The sequence below is a fragment of the Kluyvera sp. CHPC 1.2972 genome (assembly GCF_036759925.1).
In the GTDB taxonomy this organism is placed as follows: domain Bacteria; phylum Pseudomonadota; class Gammaproteobacteria; order Enterobacterales; family Enterobacteriaceae; genus Kluyvera.
In genome coordinates this window covers 104,533-122,125 of record NZ_JAPKIB010000005.1, presented here as the reverse complement: position 1 = coordinate 122,125, position 17,593 = coordinate 104,533, and the positions used below count along the sequence as shown (strand labels likewise).

Sequence of the window (17,593 nt, the reverse complement as noted above, 5' to 3'; positions counted from 1 at the left end):
TTTTCCTTCTACTCAACAACAGGCAGGCTGGCGACGGTGCGGCGCTTCATCAGCGGCAGCACCGCCAGGGCGGAGCAGACCATCGCCAGTGACAGAAACGTAAACGCGCTGGCATAACCGTGGGTGTTCTCCACCAGGTAGCCAATCACGATAGGTGAGACAAAGCCGCCCAGCGTGCCGCCGGTATTAATCAGGCCAATCGCCGAGCCCATCATATTTTCCGGCAGCCGCTTCATCGGCAGCGTAAAGGCGGTGACAAACGTCGCCATCAGGAAGACCTCGCCGACGAACAGCAGCAGGCTGGCGGTCAGCGGCGTGGCCGCATGGAAGATGGCGAAAATCGCCACGGCGCTCAGCAGCGCGCTGATGGCAATCACCAGCGGTTCACGATTGAGGAAGTATTTGCCCACCAGCCAGCCGGTGCCGAGCGAAGAGATCCAGATCCCTAATCCGCCCGCCGCTACCACATAGCCGGAAGCCGACAGCGACATCCCCATATGCTGGACGAAGAATTTTGGCAGCCACGCCATCAGGCCGTAGCTGGGGATGTTGACGCAGAAAATCGACAGAAACAGCAGGATAACCGTCGGGTTACGCCACAGCGCCGCGCCGGAGACGGACTGCTTTTTCACGCTCGGCGTCACCTGCTGGCGCGGCACGCGCAGGGCAATCAGCGCAGCAATCACGCAGACCATCACCCCCAGTACGGTAAATGAGGTGTGCCAGCCCATCATCGCCAATGCGTTCACCGCGATAATCGGCCCGATGGTCATCGCCAGCCCTGCGGAAGAGAGCAAAATCGACTGGGCGAAAGTGCGCTTCTCGACGCTGAAATTACTGACTACCGCCTTGGCGCACGAGCACGGGTAGCCGGAATGGCCCACCCCCGCCAGAAAACGAAACAGCAGCAGCAGGCCGAAACTCGCGCCCAGCGCGCCAAAGCAGAGGGCGAAAATGCCCAGCGCCGCCAGCGACAGCACCAGCATGGTTTTGTAACCAATGCGGTCGTTCAGCCAGCCGGCAGGCACCTGAAACAGTGAATAGGCGAGGAAGAAGATCCCAGTTATATAGCCCAGTTGCTCAGCGTTAAGGCCGAACTCTTTTTCGATCGGCAATAAAGCAAAGCCGGTCACGGTCTTGTCGATGTAGACAAATACGTAGCCAATAAACAGCAAAAAGATCATTTGAGACTGACTTTTCATTATTTTTCCGCCTTGTGTCTCATGAAGATAGATGTTGTGTGAGGACGATTGCCCCTACGTATCCTGGCGCTTTACCCGAAAGGCGGGAAGATGTAATTTTTCTATAGGTGATGCTTTTTTCTGATAGGGGTAAGCGGTGAAATATTTACCAAAAGTGAACCAGCTGCAGGCGTTAAAGCAGGTGGCGCGCAGCGGCAGCATCCGTGCGGCCGCCCGCGAATTAGGGCAGTCTCAGCCCGCGCTCAGCCGCACGTTGCGTGAGCTGGAGCAAACCCTGGGGACGCAACTTTTACTGCGCAGCAAAGAAGGTATCACCCTGACCGAAGCAGGCGGCGCGTTTTCGCAGCGCGCGGAGTGGGTGCTGGAGGAGCTGCGCCGCGCTGCCGATGAGGTAGAGCAGATAAACCATGCCACTCACGGGCGGCTGACCATCGGCTACTCGTCGCTCATCGCGCTAACGGTGTTTCCCGCCGTCGCCGACGCCTTTAAGCAGGCGCTGCCGCAGGTGGCGCTCACCCTCAAAGAGGGGCAGCTCTCTTCGCTGCTGCCCGGCGTGCGCAGCGGTGAGATAGACCTGGCCGTCGGATCCATCGACCCGATGCACCCACCGGAAGGGGTGATGATTGAACCGCTGTTCACCACCCCGTTTTGCGTGGTGGCGCGTCACGGGCATCCGCTGGCGAATGAGGGAGATTTGATGGCGCTGCGGCGGGCAAAATGGCTGCTGCCGGAGTCGCCGATGGGCTACTACCAGCAGCTACAGAATGAACTCGCCCACTTCTATCGCCAGCTGGCCATTGCGCCGCTGCGTACCGATTCGGTGATAACCGGGCTGAATATGGTGCTGGAATCCGACTACCTGACCATCGTCGCCCGCGCCATGAGCCAGCCGCTTAAACTGGAAGGGAAAATCGTCACGCTGCCGGTCTCTACCCTTCCCGCCGCGCAGTATTGCGCGGTCTGGTCGCAGAAATCAGCGCTCACGGCTAACGCCCAGCAGTTTTTATCGCGGCTGCGCGGGGCATGTCAGGGGTATAGCTGGTAGCTCGCAGCCATCCCGACGGCGCTTCGCTTGGCCGGGCTACCTTTCCTTATCCCGGTGTTATATCGCCACTAACTGGCGAACGCCCTGCGCCTCCATTTCGTCGCCGCGCCCACGTTGAATAATTGTGCCGCGCGACATCACCAGGTAGCTGTCCGCCAGCTCGGCGGCAAAATCATAAAACTGCTCCACCAGCAGGATCGCCATATCGCCACGGTTGGCGAGGCTGCGAATCACCGCGCCGATCTCTTTGATCACCGACGGCTGGATCCCTTCGGTTGGCTCGTCGAGGATCAACAGCTGCGGCCTGCACGCCAGCGCTCGGCCGATCGCCAGCTGTTGCTGCTGCCCGCCCGAGAGATCCCCGCCCCGCCGCTGCTTCATCTCACGCAGCACCGGGAATAGCGCGTAAATCTCCTCCGGCACGCTTTTGGCCTGCGAGCCAGAAAAGCGCGACAGCCCCATCAGCAGGTTTTCTTCCACCGTGAGACGCGGAAAAATCTCGCGCCCCTGCGGCACGTAGGCAATCCCCTGCTGCACCCGCTGGTGCGGCTTACAGTGGTTAATCAGCTTGCCCTGCCAGTGCAGCGTGCCGGATTTCGCCGGGATGATGCCCATCAGGCATTTCAGCAGCGTGGTTTTGCCCACGCCGTTGCGCCCCAGCAGGCAGGTAATCTCGCCCGGCGTGGTCTCAAACGACAGGCCGCGCAGAATATGGCTGCCGCCGTAATACTGATTTAACTCATTCACCTGTAACATATTAGCGCCCCAGATAGACGTCGATAACCTGCTCGTTGGCCTGCACGTCGCGCAGAGAGCCCTCGGCCAACACCTGCCCCTGATGCAGCACGGTGACGTGGTCGGCAATGGTCTCAACAAAGCCCATATCGTGCTCCACCACCATCAGCGAGTGCTTGCCCGCCAGCCCGCGAAACAACTCAGCAATATAGTCCGTTTCCGCATCGGTCAGCCCGGCGGCGGGTTCATCAAGCAGCAGCAGGTGCGGCTCCTGCACCAGCAGCATGCCGATCTCCAGAAACTGCTTTTGCCCGTGGGAAAGCAGCCCGGACGGACGATGGCGATGCGCGGTGAGCCGCAGCAGCTCCAGCACTTCATCAATGCGATCCCGCTGGCTGCCGTTGAGCGTGGCGCGCAGGCAGGTCCAGACCGATTTATCCATCTTCAGGGCGATTTCGAGGTTTTCCATCACGCTCAGCGCCTCAAACACCGTTGGCTTCTGGAATTTGCGGCCAATACCCGCGCGGGCAATCTCCACCGACGACAGCCCCATCAGGTCGACGTTCTGGTCGTAGGTCACCTTGCCGCTGTCCGGCCGCGTTTTGCCGGTGATCACATCCATCAGCGTGGTTTTTCCCGCGCCGTTAGGGCCAATGACGCAGCGCAGTTCGCCGACGCCAATCGACAGTGACAGGTCGGTCAACGCACGAAACGAGTCGAAGCTGACGTTGATATTTTCCAGCTGCAGCACCGGGTCAGTGGTGTCGCGATAGCGGTCCTGCGGCTGCGGCTGGGTGAACAGGAAATCAGTCATGCTTCCTCCTTTTGAGCAGGCCAATCACGCCGCGCGGCAGGAACAGGGTGACGAGAATAAACATCAGGCCGAGGAAAAAGAGCCAGAAGTCCGGGAAGGCGACGGTGAAGAAGCTTTTCGCCCCGTTGACGATCCCCGCGCCGAGGATTGGGCCAATCAGCGTGCCACGCCCGCCGAGCGCCACCCAGATGGCGGCTTCAATCGAGTTGGTTGGCGACATTTCGCTGGGGTTAATAATCCCCACCTGCGGCACGTACAGCGCCCCCGCCAGCCCGCACAGCACGGCGGAGAGCGTCCAGACGAACAGCTTGAAGCCTTTTGGGTCGTAGCCGCAGAACATCAGGCGGTTTTCCGCATCGCGCACGGCGGTCAGCACCCGGCCAAACTTGCTGCGGGTGAGCATCAGGCCAATCGCCAGCGAGCCCGCCAGCAGCAGCACGGTGGCGACAAACAGCGCGATGCGCGTGCCGGTCGCCGATACCGGGAAGCCCAGCAGCGTGGTGAAACCGGTAAAGCCGTTGTTGCCGCCAAAGCCGGTTTCGTTGCGGAAAAACAGCAGCATCCCGGCGTAGGTCAGCGCCTGGGTCATGATCGAGAAGTAGACGTCCTTAATGCGCGAGCGGAAGGCAAAATAGCCAAACACCAGCGCCAGCAGGCCGGGAACGAGGATAATCAGGCACAGCGCCCAGGCAAAATGCTGGGTGCCCGCCCAGAACCACGGCAGTTCGCTCCACGACAGGAACGACATAAACGCCGGCAGGCCGTCGCCCGACGCCTGACGCATCAGGTACATGCCCATCGCATAACCGCCGAGGGCAAAGAACAGCCCGTGCCCCAGCGACAGCAGCCCGGCGTAGCCCCAAACCAGATCCAGCGCCACCGCCACCACCGCATAGCAGAGGATCTTGCCCATCAGCGTCAGCGTGTAGGTGGAGATAGCCAGCGGGTTCTCCGCTGGCAGCAGCGCCAGAAACGGCAGCACCAGCAGAACCACCAGCGCCAGCGCCGCCAGCGAGCAGGTCAATCGCGGCGCACGCCGCGCGAGAGTTAACGTAATAGGTTGGCTCATCAGTCAATTACCCGCCCTTTGAATGCGAACAACCCCTGCGGCCGTTTCTGAATAAACAGCACGATCAGGACCAGAATGGCAATTTTGCCCAGCACCGCGCCAATCTGCGGCTCCAGCACTTTGTTCAGCACGCCCAGCCCCAGTGCGGCCACCACGGTGCCTGCCAGTTGCCCCACGCCGCCGGTCACCACCACCAGGAAGGAGTCGATGATGTACCCCTGCCCCAGCTCCGGGCCGACGTTGCCAAGCTGCGATAGCGCCACGCCGCCCAGCCCAGCAATGCCGGAACCGAGGCCAAACGCCAGCATATCCACGCGCCCGGTGGGCACCCCGCAGCAGTCCGCCATGCGGCGGTTTTGCGTCACCGCCCGCACGTTCATGCCGAGGCGGGTTTTGTTGAGCAGCAGCCAGGTCAGCACCAGCACGCCAATCACGAAGAGGATCACCGCAATACGGTTGTACGGCAGCACCAGGTTTGGCAGTACGTTCCAGCCGCCGGAAAGCCAGGAAGGGTTCGCCACCTCAAGGTTCTGCGTGCCGAACAGCACGCGCACCAGTTGGATAAGCATCAGACTGATACCCCAGGTCGCCAGCAGCGTCTCCAGCGGGCGGCCATAGAGGTGGCGGATAATGGTACGTTCCAGCAGCATCCCGACCGCCGCGGTCATAAAGAAGGCCACCGGCAGCGCCACCAGCGGGTAAAGCGCTAGCCACTCCGGCGCCAGGCGTTGGAACGCGTCCTGCACCATCCAGGTGGCGTAAGCACCAAGCATCAGCATCTCGCCGTGGGCCATATTGATAACGCCCAGCAGGCCGTAGGTGATCGCCAGCCCCAGCGCGGCAAGCAGCAGAATGGAGCCGAGTGAAATGCCGCTAAATGCCTGCCCTAGCCAGTCGCCCCACTTCAGGCGCTGCTGTACCTGCTTGAGGCTTTCGGCGGCGGCGGCGCGTACCGCCGGGTCGGGTTCATTTTGCGGCTGCGTCAGTCGGCTGAGGCTCGCCTGCACCTGCGGGTCGCTGGCTTCACCCAACAGCTTCACGGCGTTGAGACGCTGGTCTGCACGGCTATCAGAGAGCTGTAAATTAGCGACGGCAATCGCCAGCGCGGTGTGCACACCGGCATCCGCTTCCACTGCCAGACGCTGGCGGAGCATCGGCAGTTGGTCCTGCTGGGCACTGTTTTGCAAGGTCAGCGCCGCGTTCAGGCGCACCTTCACGTCGTTGCTGACCAGTTGATGCGAGGCCAGTGCGCTCGCGACCAGCCCGCGGATGCGGTTATTCATAAACACTTTTTTGGTGCTGCCAGCAGGCGCAGCGCTCCCTTCCAGCGGTGTTAGCTGGCCATTTTTTTCCGTAAACAGCCGGCCCTCAGCATCGCTGACCACCGTTTCCTGGCTCAGCGCCTGCAGCAGCGGCAGACGGTCAGCCTGCGGGGCAGCAGCCCACGCCTGAAGCAGCTGCGCCTGCTCGGTACGGCTGGCATGACCATAATCGGCCGCCGCGCCGGCTCGCGCCGGAAGGCTGGTCAACAGGCCACTGAAAAGGAGAAACAGCAAGGCGGGGAAGTACAGCGCCGCGCGTTGTCTCATCATTATGTTCATCGTTGAATTCCTGTTGGTATACAAGATGGAATTCAATTAGCAACGCGCGTGCCAAATATATAACCAGCTGATTTTAATCATATTAAAATAAAAACAATATCGTCATTCAATATTCTGCCGCACCGCCACAGCACATCCGCGCACGGTAATAGCGCAGTTCGTCATAGGGGAAATAAATAGGTTAAGCCGCGGATCAAAATAATTATTTATGTCCATCGCATGGCTTATTCCATGTTATTTCCGTGGTTATTTCAGGACGAAAAAAAATTATTCAAAGTGTGAAGAAATATGCAACTATCAAAATCAGTTATTGATAATGAGAAACGTTATCTACAAACTTCCCATTTTCATTTTTTCACCCCACATCACTGCGTACCGATGATCTCCCCCTTTCGGACGCGGTGGCACCGGTCTCAGGCGATCGCCGTTCTCATCGAACGCCGCGCTCGCCGGGAAACATGCAGCACCGTGCTGCTTCTTTAACTCACTACGCGCATCTTTGGGCCGATCGTTGTCTGCCCGTGCGCAGGAATGATGATGATTAATAAGAAATATACTCTCTGGGCGCTTAACCCCTTGCTGCTTGCCATGATGGCGCCCGCCGTCGCCCAACAAAGCGATGACGAAAATATGGTGATATCCGCCAGCCGTAACAACCGCACCGTAGCCGAGATGGCGCAAACCACCTGGGTTATCGAAAATGCCGAACTGGAACAACAGATTCAGGGCGGTAAAGAGCTGAAAGACGCGCTGGCCCAGCTGATTCCCGGCCTGGACGTCAGCAGTCAGAGCCGCACCAACTACGGCATGAACGTGCGTGGACGCCCATTAGTGGTGTTGATTGACGGCGTGCGCCTCAACTCCTCGCGTACCGACAGCCGCCAGCTCGACTCCATCGACCCGTTTAACATCGAACACATTGAAGTGATCTCCGGCGCCACCTCGCTGTACGGCGGGGGCAGTACCGGCGGGCTTATCAATATCGTGACCAAAAAAGGCCAGCCGGAAACCCAGGTCGAGTTCGAAGCGGGAACCAAAAGCGGCTTCAACAGCAGTAAAGATCACGACGAGCGTATTGCCAGCGCCGTCTCCGGCGGTAACGAGCATATCTCAGGGCGCATGTCGGTGGCCTATCAGAAGTTTGGCGGCTGGTACGACGGCAACGGCGATGCCACCCTGCTCGACAACACCCAGACCGGTCTGCAGTATTCCGACCGTCTGGATCTGATGGGCACCGGGACGCTGAACATTGATGAAAACCAGCAGTTGCAGCTGGTGACCCAATACTACAAGAGCCAGGGCGATGATGATTATGGCCTCAATCTTGGGAAAAACTTCTCCGCGCTTACCGGTGCCACCAAACCTTACGTCAGCAGCGGGCTGAATTCCGACCGTATTCCGGGCACCGAGCGCCATCTGATGAGCCTTCAGTATTCCAACAGCAGCTTCCTCGGACAGGAGGTGGTTGGGCAGATTTACTACCGCGATGAGTCCCTGAAGTTCTACCCGTTCCCGACCGTCGACAAAAATATGGCATTAACCAGCTTCTCGTCATCTCAGCAGGAAACCAATCAGTACGGTGCCAAGCTGACGCTGAACAGCACGCCGCTGGATGGCTGGCAGCTCACCTACGGGCTGGATGCCGATCATGAGCGCTTTACCTCCAACCAGATGTACTTCAATAAGGATCTGGCGAACGCTTCCGGCGGGATGAACAACCAGCAGATTTATACCACCGGGCGCTATCCGGGATACGACATCAGCAACCTGGCGGCGTTTTTACAGTCAAGCTACGACATCAACGAAATCTTTACCCTCAGCGGCGGCGTGCGCTACCAGTACACCGAAAACAAGGTTGATGATTTCGTCGGTTACGCCGTACAGGAGCAAATTGCTTCCGGCGCTATCAAATCCGCCGATGCGATTCCTGGCGGTTCGACGGACTACGACAACTACCTGTTTAACGCCGGTCTGTTAATGCACATCACCGAGCGTCAGCAAACATGGTTTAACTTCTCGCAGGGCGTAGAGCTGCCGGACCCGGGCAAATACTACGGTCGCGGCAATTATGCGGCGGCGGTGAATGGCCATCGGGCATTGACCAACAGCGTCAACGTCAGCGACAGCAAGCTGCAGGGTATCAAGGTTGACTCTTACGAGCTCGGCTGGCGCTACACTGGCGACAACCTGCGTACCCAAATCGCGGCCTACTACTCGCTGTCGGATAAGAACGTGAAGGCGAATAAAGATCTGACCATCAGCGTAGTGGACGATAAACGTCGTATTTACGGTGTGGAAGGCGCGGTGGACTACTTTATTCCGGACACCAACTGGAGCACCGGCGGTAACTTTAACGTGCTGAAAACCGAGTCGAAGGTGAACGGCAGCTGGGAAAAATATGACGTGAAGGTTGCCAGCCCGTCGAAAGCCACCGCTTATATCGGCTGGGCACCGGACCCATGGAGCCTGCGCGTACAGAGCACGACATCGTTTAAGCTGCGTGATGAAGCGGGGAATCAGATTGATGGTTACACCACTATCGACCTGCTCGGCAGCTACGCTCTGCCGGTTGGTAAGCTGAGCTTTAGCGTCGAAAACCTCTTCGACCGTGATTACACCACCGTGTGGGGTCAGCGTGCGCCGATGTACTACAGCCCTGGCTATGGCCCGGCGTCGCTGTATGACTATAAAGGTCGTGGGCGGACGTTTGGGTTGAACTATTCGGTGCTGTTCTGATAGCGGAGTCGTACTGTCCACTCGGTCCCGATGGAAAAAACCTGATATTTGTGAGTGAGGTGAAGGGTTCCGTTCACTTTACGTCGGGTGGAATATGAAGTTCCATCACCGGTGAACGGGCCAAGGGGTGCGGCCGCGCACCCCTTCGCAATCCCCGCGGCCCCGCAGGGAAATCGGTGCTTCGCACTGCGCTCCCCTACGACTCCAGCCTGCGGCACGGCGAAACTCGACGTCCCTGTCTCGGTTCGCCTCAGTCCGCCATCCATGGCGGACTGACCTTGTCTTTCGTGCTACGGCTCGCCGATTTCCAGCGGGGACTCATCGGTTTCAGTTACTTTGGTTTTTGCTGTTAGCTAAAAGACCGCACGGTTTTTGGTGGCGTCTAAATCGCCGAAGCGTTCCCTGTAGGCCGGGTCAGCCCACATGGATGTGGGCTGAGGGCGTGGTTCACATGGATGTGAACTCGCGCCCGCCCCGAAGCCGGAAGGGATAAGCTGAGGGAACCGCGCAGCGGCGATTTTGCCGCCAGAGCCCGGGGGTGCAGGGGGCGGCGGCGATTGGCCGCCCCTTGCGCGCTCCCTGCGCCCGCGCAGTTTATATGGCTCGCGCTGGAAGGGAGCGCAACAGAGTGATAACCCCAAATGGATCTCCCCTCCATCAAACCACTGCCCCCGTTACAAAACCTTACTTCCCACCCGTTTTCACCGGCGTATCCGGCTTCTTATCATTCCCCGCAATATACGGGCTCCACGGCTGCGCGCGCACCGGCTTATCGGTATTCCACACCACGTTAAACTGACCGTTATCTTCAATTTCGCCGATCATCACCGGCTTATGCAGATGGTGGTTCGTCGCGTCCATGGTCAACGTAAAGCCGCTCGGCGCCGCAAAGGTCTGCCCGGCCATCGCCGCACGCACTTTATCCACGTCGGTCGTCCCCGCTTTCTCTACCGCTTGCGCCCACATATGAATGCCCACATAGGTCGCTTCCATCGGATCGTTGGTCACTACGGTATCGGCGTTCGGCAGCTTGTGCGCTTTGGCATAAGCGCGGTAATCCGCGACAAACTTCTCGTTCACCGGGTTGCTCACCGACTCGAAGTAGTTCCACGCCGCCAGATGCCCCACCAGCGGTTTGGTATCAATGCCGCGCAGCTCTTCTTCACCGACGGAGAACGCCACCACCGGGACATCGGTGGCTTTGATGCCCTGGTTGGCCAGCTCTTTGTAGAACGGCACGTTAGAGTCGCCGTTGATGGTGGAGATCACCGCCGTTTTACCGCCCGCGGAGAATTTTTTGATGTTCGCCACGATAGTCTGGTAGTCGCTGTAGCCAAACGGCGTGTAGACCTCTTCAATATCTTTATCCTGAACCCCTTTCGAGTGCAGGAAGGCGCGCAGGATCTTGTTGGTGGTGCGCGGATAAACATAGTCGGTGCCAAGCAGGAAGAAGCGCTTCGCGCTGCCGCCGTCTTCGCTCATCATATACTCCACCGCCGGAATCGCCTGCTGGTTTGGCGCCGCGCCGGTGTAGAAGACGTTTGGCGACATCTCTTCACCTTCATACTGTACCGGATAGAACAGCAGACCGTTCAGCTCTTCAAACACCGGCAGCACGGATTTACGCGATACCGAGGTCCAGCAGCCGAACACCGCCGCCACTTTATCCTGGGTCAGCAACTGACGCGCTTTCTCCGCGAACAGCGGCCAGTTGGAGGCCGGGTCAACCACCACCGGCTCGAGCTTTTTGCCCAGCACGCCGCCCTTGGCGTTGATCTCATCGATGGTCATCAGCGCCACGTCCTTCAACGGCGTTTCGGAAATCGCCATGGTGCCGGAGAGCGAGTGCATAATGCCGATTTTAATGGTGTCTGCTGCGTATGCCTGCAAAGAGAAGCCCATGCTCAAAAAGGTGGCCGACAGGGCAAATGCTTTCAGTAAAGAACGTCTTTTCATGACCAAAACCCCTAAACGATATTGAGTGATAAAAGTTCCCCACCGGGATGGGGCGGATGCCACATCTACGGTGAAACGGGTTGTAAACGGGCCTGCTGTAGCCGATGTAGGGTTATTTTTCTGACCTCGGCCTTACTCTGAGAAATATGCGCAGTGAGGATCCGCTGCGCCTCTTCGGTTTGCTGCTGCACAATGGCGCGAAGCACCTGTGCGTGTTCGCTGTAGGTCGCGTCCACGCGATCCTCGCGGGTGAAGTCGAGGTGGCGAATAATGCGCATTTTCTCCGTCAACTCGACGTGCACGCGCGCCATCTCACCGTTGCCGGTGGCGCTCACCAGCGCGGTATGAAACGCCTCATCGTGGCGCGAGAGTTCCTTGCCCGGCGGCATCTGCGGCGCATCGCACCAGAAGGCGAGCAGCGGTGCGAGATGGGCCGCGCGCTCCTGCGATGGCATGGCGCACAGACGTTTCACCGCCTCCATCTCCAGCACGATGCGAAAGTCGTACAGCGCTTCGAAATAGGTGAAGTCGAACGGTTTCACCTGCCAGCCGCTGCGCGAATAAACCTGCACGTAGCCTTCGTGCTCCAGCCAGAACAGCGCCTGGCGCACCGGCGTGCGGCTGGCCGCCATGCGCTCGGAGATTTCGTTTTCGCTAAAGTGCTCGCCGGGCATCAGGCGGAAATCAAAAATGTCGTTTTTCAACGCCAGATAGATACGCTCCGCCAGCCCCACCGTGCGCTTTTTGCCGTTCGCTTCCGTCATAGGCTGCTCCCTATTCCAGCCACAGCAGCGCGTCGCCTGGGCTCACCGGGCGGCCCGGCTGGCAGCCGATGCGTTTAACGATGCCCGCCTGCGGGGCGTGAATCGCCAGCTCCATTTTCATGGCTTCCACGATGACCAGCGTCTGACCGGCTTCCACCGTCTCGCCCGGCGCGACCAGCACCTTCCAGATATTGCCGTTCATATCGGCGGTTACCGGCAACGCGTCGTCGTCGATGGCCTCTTCCTGCGTAGGCAGCAGGCTTTCAATGTCAGCCTCCTGGTCGTCCAGATGCCAGCGCTCCACCTCCGCTTCAAACGCCGCAGACTGCAGCTGACGGAAACGGGCGATATCGTCGGCGTTGTCATCGAGGAACTGCAGGTGCTCGGCAAAGTCGAACACCGTCTCTTCAATGCGCACTGCCGCGCGGCCTTCGCGAAAATCATCGCGCAGCAGGGTCAGCTCCGCTTCGCTCACCGGGTAGAAACGCACCTGGTCGAAGAAGCGCAGCAGCCACGGCTCGCCTTCGCTGAACTGCGCGTTTTTGAGGAATTTGTTCCAGATAGGCAGCGTGCGTCCCACCAGTTGATAGCCGCCCGGCGAGTCCATGCCGTAGATGCACATGTACATGCCGCCAATGCCCACCGTACCTTCGGCGGTGAAGGTGCGCGCCGGGTTGTACTTGGAGCTCAGCAGGCGATGGCGCGGATCCACCGGCACCGCACACGGCGCGCCGAGGTAGACGTCCCCCAGCCCCAGAATCAGATAGCTGGCGTCAAACAGGGTCTCCATCACCGCTTCACGGGTCGGCAGGCCGTTAATGCGTTGGATAAAGTCGACGTTGTTCGGCAGCCACGGCGCAGTCGCGCGCACGGTATCGGCGTAGCGGCTGACGGCGTCCAGCGTGGCGCTGTCTTCAAAGGCCATCGGCAGATGGACAACGCGAGATGGTACCTTCATGCGGGTGACATCGCCGATGCGCGCCTCCTGCTCCAGCAGCAGCGCCACCAGCGCGGGCTGGCTGATTTCACGGCTGTCGTAGCGCACCTGCAGCGAACGCACGCCGGGGGAAAGCTCTTTAATCCCCGGATGCGCCCGTTCGCGCAGCTGCTCCATCAGCACGTGAACGCGCAGGCGTAGCGCCAGATCCAGCACATTCTCGCCATACTCAATCAGGATGTAGTTGTCGCCCGCCTGACGATAAACAATCGCCGGGGTGCTGAAGGTCGCAGGCAGCGACACCAGCCCGGTGGCGGAAACGCCGTCGCGGTCGGCAAGCGACGGCATGGCAAATTCCGGCAGCGCGGTGGTTTGCAGGGTGTCGACGCTGCGGTCCATGGCATTTTCCCGCGCCACCGCATCTTCCACGCTAATCGGGTAGAAGCGAATGCGATCGCCCGGCTTCACCTGCCCGACTTTCCACAATTCCGCTTTAGCGATGGTCACCGGGCAGACAAAGCCGCCGAGGCTTGGGCCGTCGCGGGTGAGGATCACCGGGAAGTCGCCGGTAAAGTTAATCGCGCCAATGGCGTATTCGCAGTCATGAACGTTCGACGGATGCAGCCCCGCCTCACCGCCGTTCGGGCGGGTCCAGCTCGGTTTGGGGCCGACTAAACGCACGCCGAGGCGGTTGGAGTTGTAGTGCACCTGCCAGTCGCTGGCGAAGAACTCGTCGATAGCTTCCTGGGTGAAAAAGTCCGGCGCGCCATGCGGCCCGTAGAGCACGCCAATGCGCCAGACTTCGCCGTATTCGGGGATCAGCGCCGTCGAGAGTGCCTTCGGCTCGGAAATAGGCGCGGGCGTAGTGCAGGCCGCCAGCTCAGGACGTGAGATGGGCAGCAGGTCCGCAACCTTCAGCGTGCGCCCCGCGTGGCCGCCAAACTGGCCCAGTGCGAAGGTGGAACGGCTGCCGAGATAGACCGGCACATCAAGACCGTTACGCACCGCCAGATAACCCCGACAGCCGCGTTGCGCGCGGCCCAGACTCAGGGTTTGCCCCGCCTTCACCGCCACCGGCTGCCACATCGGCACCGCTTCATCGTCCAGTGTCGCCTGACAGTCGGCCCCGGTCAGGGCAATCAGCGCGTCGGCGTGGAACTGCAGCACCGGCCCCTGCAGGGTGAACTCCAGCCCGGCCGCCGATTCATGGTTACCGACAATGCGATTCGCCAGGCGGAAGGCAAAATCATCCATCGGGCCGGACGGCGGCACGCCGATATCCCAGTAGCCCTGACGGCCCGGATAATCCTGCACGCTGCTCCAGGTGCCGGGCTGCAATACTTCAATCATCGGCGACTGCGCCACCACGCTGTCGAGCATGCGCGTCCAGGCGGTGCCGCTGACAAACGCCTCGCTGGCGGTAATCTGCCGCAGGTAGTCGAGGTTGGTGGCGATGCCGTGCAGTCGTGTGGCGTCGAGCGCCGTCGCCAGTTTTGCCAGCGCAGCCGCGCGGGTTGGTGCATGGACAATCAGCTTGGCGATCATTGGGTCATAAAACGCGGACACTTCGCTGCCGGTGGTCACGCCGGTATCAATGCGCACATCGTCCGGGAAGACCACTTCGGTCAGTACGCCGGGGCTCGGCTGGAAGTTTTTCAGCGGGCTTTCAGCATAAAGACGCACTTCAATCGCCGCCCCCTGCGGCGCTTTTGCCAGACGCGCCCAGTCGATAGATTCGTCGGCCGCCACGCGCAGCATGCACTCCACCAGATCCAGCCCGGTAACGCATTCGGTCACCGGGTGTTCAACCTGTAAACGGGTATTCACTTCAAGGAAATAAAACGCGTCCAGCGCGGCATCATAGATAAACTCCACCGTCCCGGCGCTGCGGTAGTTCACCAGCTTGCCGAGCTGCACCGCCGCCTCGAGAATGGCTTTGCGGGTGGTCGCCGGAAGATTTGGCGCAGGCGTCTCTTCCACCACCTTCTGGTTGCGGCGCTGGAGCGAACAGTCGCGCTCGCCGAGCGCCACCACGTTGCCTTTGCCGTCGCCAAAAATCTGCACTTCGATATGGCGCGCGCGATCCACGCAGCGCTCAACAAATACCCCGGCATCGCTAAAGAACTGCTCGCCCAGACGACGCACGCTCTCCCACCCCTGCGCCAGCGCCTGCGCGTCGGCGCAGCGCGTCAGGCCTATCCCGCCGCCGCCCGCCGTGCTTTTCAGCATCACCGGGTAGCCAATGTTCTGCGCCGCGTTCAGCGCCTCGTCGAGCGAATTAAGCAGCCCGGTGCCCGGCGTCATCGGTACACCCGCTTCGGCGGCCAGCTCGCGAGCGCGGTGCTTCAGGCCAAACTCGCCAATCTGCTGCGCGGTAGGGCCGATAAACACGATGCCCGCCTTGTCGCAGGCGTCGGCAAACGGCAGGCTTTCCGAGAGAAAACCGTAGCCCGGCCAGATGGCCTGTGCGCCGCTTTCCCGCGCAGCGGCAATCATCGCGTCAATTTTCAGATAGCTGTCGCTGGCCTTTTCGCCACCCAGCGCCAGTGCGATATCGGCCTGCTTAACGTGTTCGGCATTTTTATCGGCGTCGGAGTAGACCGCCACGCTGGTGATGCCGAGACGCTTCAGGGTTCGGATCGCGCGGCAGGCAATTTCGCCACGGTTAGCAATCAGCACGGTGTTAAACATGGTGGCTCTCCTTACGGGCAACCCAGTGCCGCCAGCCCTTGAATTCGGTAATGTCCACGGCATCGTTCAGCGCCGCCGGTTCACAGATAAAGCCTTTCACCCAGCGGCCATCGCAGAGTTCCAGCGAGCCAATGCCCAACGGCGACGGAATTTCCGCCACGAACTCGCCAAAGCGCGCCAACGGGATATCCCACAGCTCAACCTCAATCGCCGCACCGGAGGCATCACGGGCCAGCCCCGGCTTTTGCGGCTGGGTATTGGCCAGCGCGTACAGGCGATAGGTCGCCGCCGTCTGCGTGGCTTCCACAAAGACGGCATGGCGGGTGGTGAGCTGGAAGTTGAGCGGCATACCGCGCAAGTGCGCGCCGACCACCGCAATGCGCACGTGATGCGGGGACGGCGGCAGCGCGGTGGCGTTTGGCGTGAACGGCAGTCCGGTCGCCCCTAATGGCAGCGCCAGCTGTTGCTGCCAGCGTTGACCAAAATCGGCCAGCGCCCGGTCGTGCCACGCGGGGGCAAGCAGGGTGATACCTGCCGGCAGGCCATCGGCGCGAAACGGCGCGGGCAGCGCCAGCGCGCTGAGGTCAGCAAGGTTGGTGAAGTTGGTGTAGGTACCGAACTGGGAGTTGAAGCGAATCGGTTCCTGCTCCATCTCCTTCAGGGTATGGATGGTGGGCGACGTTGGCACCACCAGCGCGTCGACTTCGCCCAGCGTCTGCTGGATTTTTTGCGCCAGCTCGGCGCGCAGGTATTCAGCGTTGTAGGCATCGACCGCGCTGTAGTTAAGGCCCGCAGAGACGATGGTATAAACGGTCGGGTCCATCTGTTCGGGGTGCTGGAGCATGTCGCCCACCGCCGCCGTACGCTCGGCGACCCACGGCCCCTGATAGAGCTGTTCGGCAAGCTGGGTAAAGACGGAGAAGTCGATAGGTTTTAGCGTGACGCCACTTGCACACAACGCATCAATAGCCTGTTCCCACGCCGCCTGCGCCTGCACGTCGCCGAAGAAGTTCAGCGTCTCCGGCACGGCAAAAGTTGGGTTCGGTGCAAGCGTAGCGGGTGCCGTCGCCGGGTTAGCGCGCGAGTAAGCATCCTCAGCATCCGCGCCACCCGCCAGCGAGGCGATATAAAAGGCGTCGTCCACCGTCAGGGCAAATACTGACAGGGTGTCATTGAGGCGGCAGGCCGGGACTACGCCTTTGGCAGAGAGCCAGCCTTTGGTCGGTTTGAGGCCGACGATATTGTTAAACCCGGCGGGCACGCGCCCGGAACCGGCGGTGTCGGTGCCAAAGGCAAACGGCACCAGGCCACGCGCCACCACGGAGGCCGAGCCGGAGCTGGAGCCACCGCTGACGTAATCGGAGTTGAAAGTATTGACCACCGCGCCGTAGGGAGAGCGCGTGCCCACCAGCCCGGTGGCGAACTGGTCGAGGTTGGTTTTGCCCACCACAATCGCCCCGGCGGCTTTCAGCCGGGCAACCGCCGTGGCATCCTGCTCGGCAATATATTCAAACGCCGGGCAGGCCGCGGTGGTCGGCCATCCCGCCACGTCCACGTTGTCCTTGACCGCAAACGGAATACCAAATAATGGCAGGGCTTGCGGGTTATTTTGATACAGCGGAATTAACGCGGCTAATTGTGCCTTCAACTGCGCTTCGCTGGCGATCGCCAGCCACGCGTTATCCTCTGCGGAGAAGGTATTAATATGTTCAATTAAAAGCGTAAGAACGGAGTCGCTGTCCTGACTGATTTGCTGACGCCATGCGGTCAGCGTTTGTCCTGTCATTAATGCCATCGTTGAATTCCTGTTGGTATACAAGATGGAATTCAATTAGCAAGGCACGTGCCAGATATTTAATAGCCTGTTTTTATAGAGTTTTTAAATAAATAATGACGTAGTCATAAAATTAGCACGCACCGTAAAAGCACATCAGGCGCAATAACAGTGCAGCAGGTCATAGGAAAAATAAATAACATAGAATTGGATCAGAATAATCTATTATGAAAATAGCCTCACGAATAACAATGTTATCAATGAGGCTA

11 protein-coding genes are annotated in these 17,593 nt (G+C 59.9%); 2 read left to right on the top strand and 9 right to left on the bottom strand.

The window, feature by feature from the left end; translation table 11 throughout:
• Nucleotides 1-8: 8 nt before the first annotated feature.
• Nucleotides 9-1,202: an MFS transporter gene (locus V6944_RS10750; protein ID WP_220440520.1), complete on the bottom strand. Its 1,194-nt coding sequence runs from the start codon at nucleotides 1,200-1,202 to the stop codon at nucleotides 9-11.
• A 136-nt stretch (nucleotides 1,203-1,338) separates the two neighbouring features.
• Here V6944_RS10750 and V6944_RS10745 point away from each other — a divergent pair, with 136 nt between their 5' ends.
• Nucleotides 1,339-2,247 (top strand): LysR substrate-binding domain-containing protein, encoded by a 909-nt coding sequence (locus V6944_RS10745; protein WP_333498940.1) that lies wholly within the window; start codon nucleotides 1,339-1,341, stop codon nucleotides 2,245-2,247.
• A gap of 57 nt (nucleotides 2,248-2,304) precedes the next feature.
• On the opposite strand, the gene urtE is transcribed toward V6944_RS10745, so the two are convergent.
• Genes urtE through urtB form a run of 4 tightly spaced genes read right to left on the bottom strand, consistent with a single transcriptional unit; the run spans nucleotide 2,305 to nucleotide 6,457 of the window.
• Nucleotides 2,305-3,003, bottom strand: coding sequence for an urea ABC transporter ATP-binding subunit UrtE (gene urtE / locus V6944_RS10740; RefSeq protein WP_333498939.1), 699 nt, complete (start codon nucleotides 3,001-3,003; stop codon nucleotides 2,305-2,307).
• Between the two features lies 1 nt (nucleotide 3,004).
• On the bottom strand, nucleotides 3,005-3,796 hold the full coding sequence (gene urtD, locus V6944_RS10735) for an urea ABC transporter ATP-binding protein UrtD (RefSeq protein WP_333498938.1): 792 nt from the start codon (nucleotides 3,794-3,796) through the stop codon (nucleotides 3,005-3,007).
• Nucleotides 3,789-4,865, bottom strand: a complete 1,077-nt coding sequence (gene urtC / locus V6944_RS10730; protein WP_333498937.1) for an urea ABC transporter permease subunit UrtC — start codon at nucleotides 4,863-4,865, stop codon at nucleotides 3,789-3,791. The genes urtD and urtC overlap by 8 nt, the downstream gene beginning before the upstream one ends.
• Complete coding sequence (gene urtB, locus V6944_RS10725; protein ID WP_442910735.1) at nucleotides 4,865-6,457, bottom strand: urea ABC transporter permease subunit UrtB; 1,593 nt, start codon at nucleotides 6,455-6,457, stop codon at nucleotides 4,865-4,867. Before urtB ends, urtC begins: the two co-directional genes overlap by 1 nt.
• A gap of 543 nt (nucleotides 6,458-7,000) precedes the next feature.
• Between urtB and iutA the strand changes: the two genes are divergently transcribed.
• Nucleotides 7,001-9,202, top strand: coding sequence for a ferric aerobactin receptor IutA (gene iutA / locus V6944_RS10720; protein WP_333499050.1), 2,202 nt, complete (start codon nucleotides 7,001-7,003; stop codon nucleotides 9,200-9,202).
• A 684-nt stretch (nucleotides 9,203-9,886) separates the two neighbouring features.
• Here the strand turns inward: iutA and urtA are convergent.
• From urtA to atzF, 4 genes are all read right to left on the bottom strand, one after another.
• Nucleotides 9,887-11,158, bottom strand: coding sequence for an urea ABC transporter substrate-binding protein (urtA, locus tag V6944_RS10715; protein WP_333498936.1), 1,272 nt, complete (start codon nucleotides 11,156-11,158; stop codon nucleotides 9,887-9,889).
• 65 nt (nucleotides 11,159-11,223) lie between these two features.
• Nucleotides 11,224-11,922, bottom strand: a complete 699-nt coding sequence (locus tag V6944_RS10710; RefSeq protein WP_333498935.1) for a GntR family transcriptional regulator — start codon at nucleotides 11,920-11,922, stop codon at nucleotides 11,224-11,226.
• Nucleotides 11,923-11,932: 10 nt separating this feature from the next.
• Complete coding sequence (gene uca, locus V6944_RS10705; RefSeq protein ID WP_333498934.1) at nucleotides 11,933-15,550, bottom strand: urea carboxylase; 3,618 nt, start codon at nucleotides 15,548-15,550, stop codon at nucleotides 11,933-11,935.
• Nucleotides 15,543-17,345 (bottom strand): allophanate hydrolase, encoded by a 1,803-nt coding sequence (gene atzF, locus V6944_RS10700; RefSeq protein ID WP_333498933.1) that lies wholly within the window; start codon nucleotides 17,343-17,345, stop codon nucleotides 15,543-15,545. Before atzF ends, uca begins: the two co-directional genes overlap by 8 nt.
• Between the last annotated feature and the right edge of the window lie 248 nt (nucleotides 17,346-17,593).

Excerpts from the sequence above, each read along its gene's own strand:
- V6944_RS10750 (WP_220440520.1), bottom strand. The coding sequence starts at position 1,202 with ATGAAAAGTCAGTCTCAAATGATCTTTTTGCTGTTTATTGGCTACGTA.
- urtE (WP_333498939.1), bottom strand. The coding sequence starts at position 3,003 with ATGTTACAGGTGAATGAGTTAAATCAGTATTACGGCGGCAGCCATATT.
- urtD (WP_333498938.1), bottom strand. The coding sequence starts at position 3,796 with ATGACTGATTTCCTGTTCACCCAGCCGCAGCCGCAGGACCGCTATCGC.
- urtC (WP_333498937.1), bottom strand. The coding sequence starts at position 4,865 with ATGAGCCAACCTATTACGTTAACTCTCGCGCGGCGTGCGCCGCGATTG.
- urtB (WP_442910735.1), bottom strand. The coding sequence starts at position 6,457 with ATGATGAGACAACGCGCGGCGCTGTACTTCCCCGCCTTGCTGTTTCTC.
- iutA (WP_333499050.1), top strand. The coding sequence starts at position 7,001 with ATGATGATTAATAAGAAATATACTCTCTGGGCGCTTAACCCCTTGCTG.
- urtA (WP_333498936.1), bottom strand. The coding sequence starts at position 11,158 with ATGAAAAGACGTTCTTTACTGAAAGCATTTGCCCTGTCGGCCACCTTT.
- V6944_RS10710 (WP_333498935.1), bottom strand. The coding sequence starts at position 11,922 with ATGACGGAAGCGAACGGCAAAAAGCGCACGGTGGGGCTGGCGGAGCGT.
- uca (WP_333498934.1), bottom strand. The coding sequence starts at position 15,550 with ATGTTTAACACCGTGCTGATTGCTAACCGTGGCGAAATTGCCTGCCGC.
- atzF (WP_333498933.1), bottom strand. The coding sequence starts at position 17,345 with ATGGCATTAATGACAGGACAAACGCTGACCGCATGGCGTCAGCAAATC.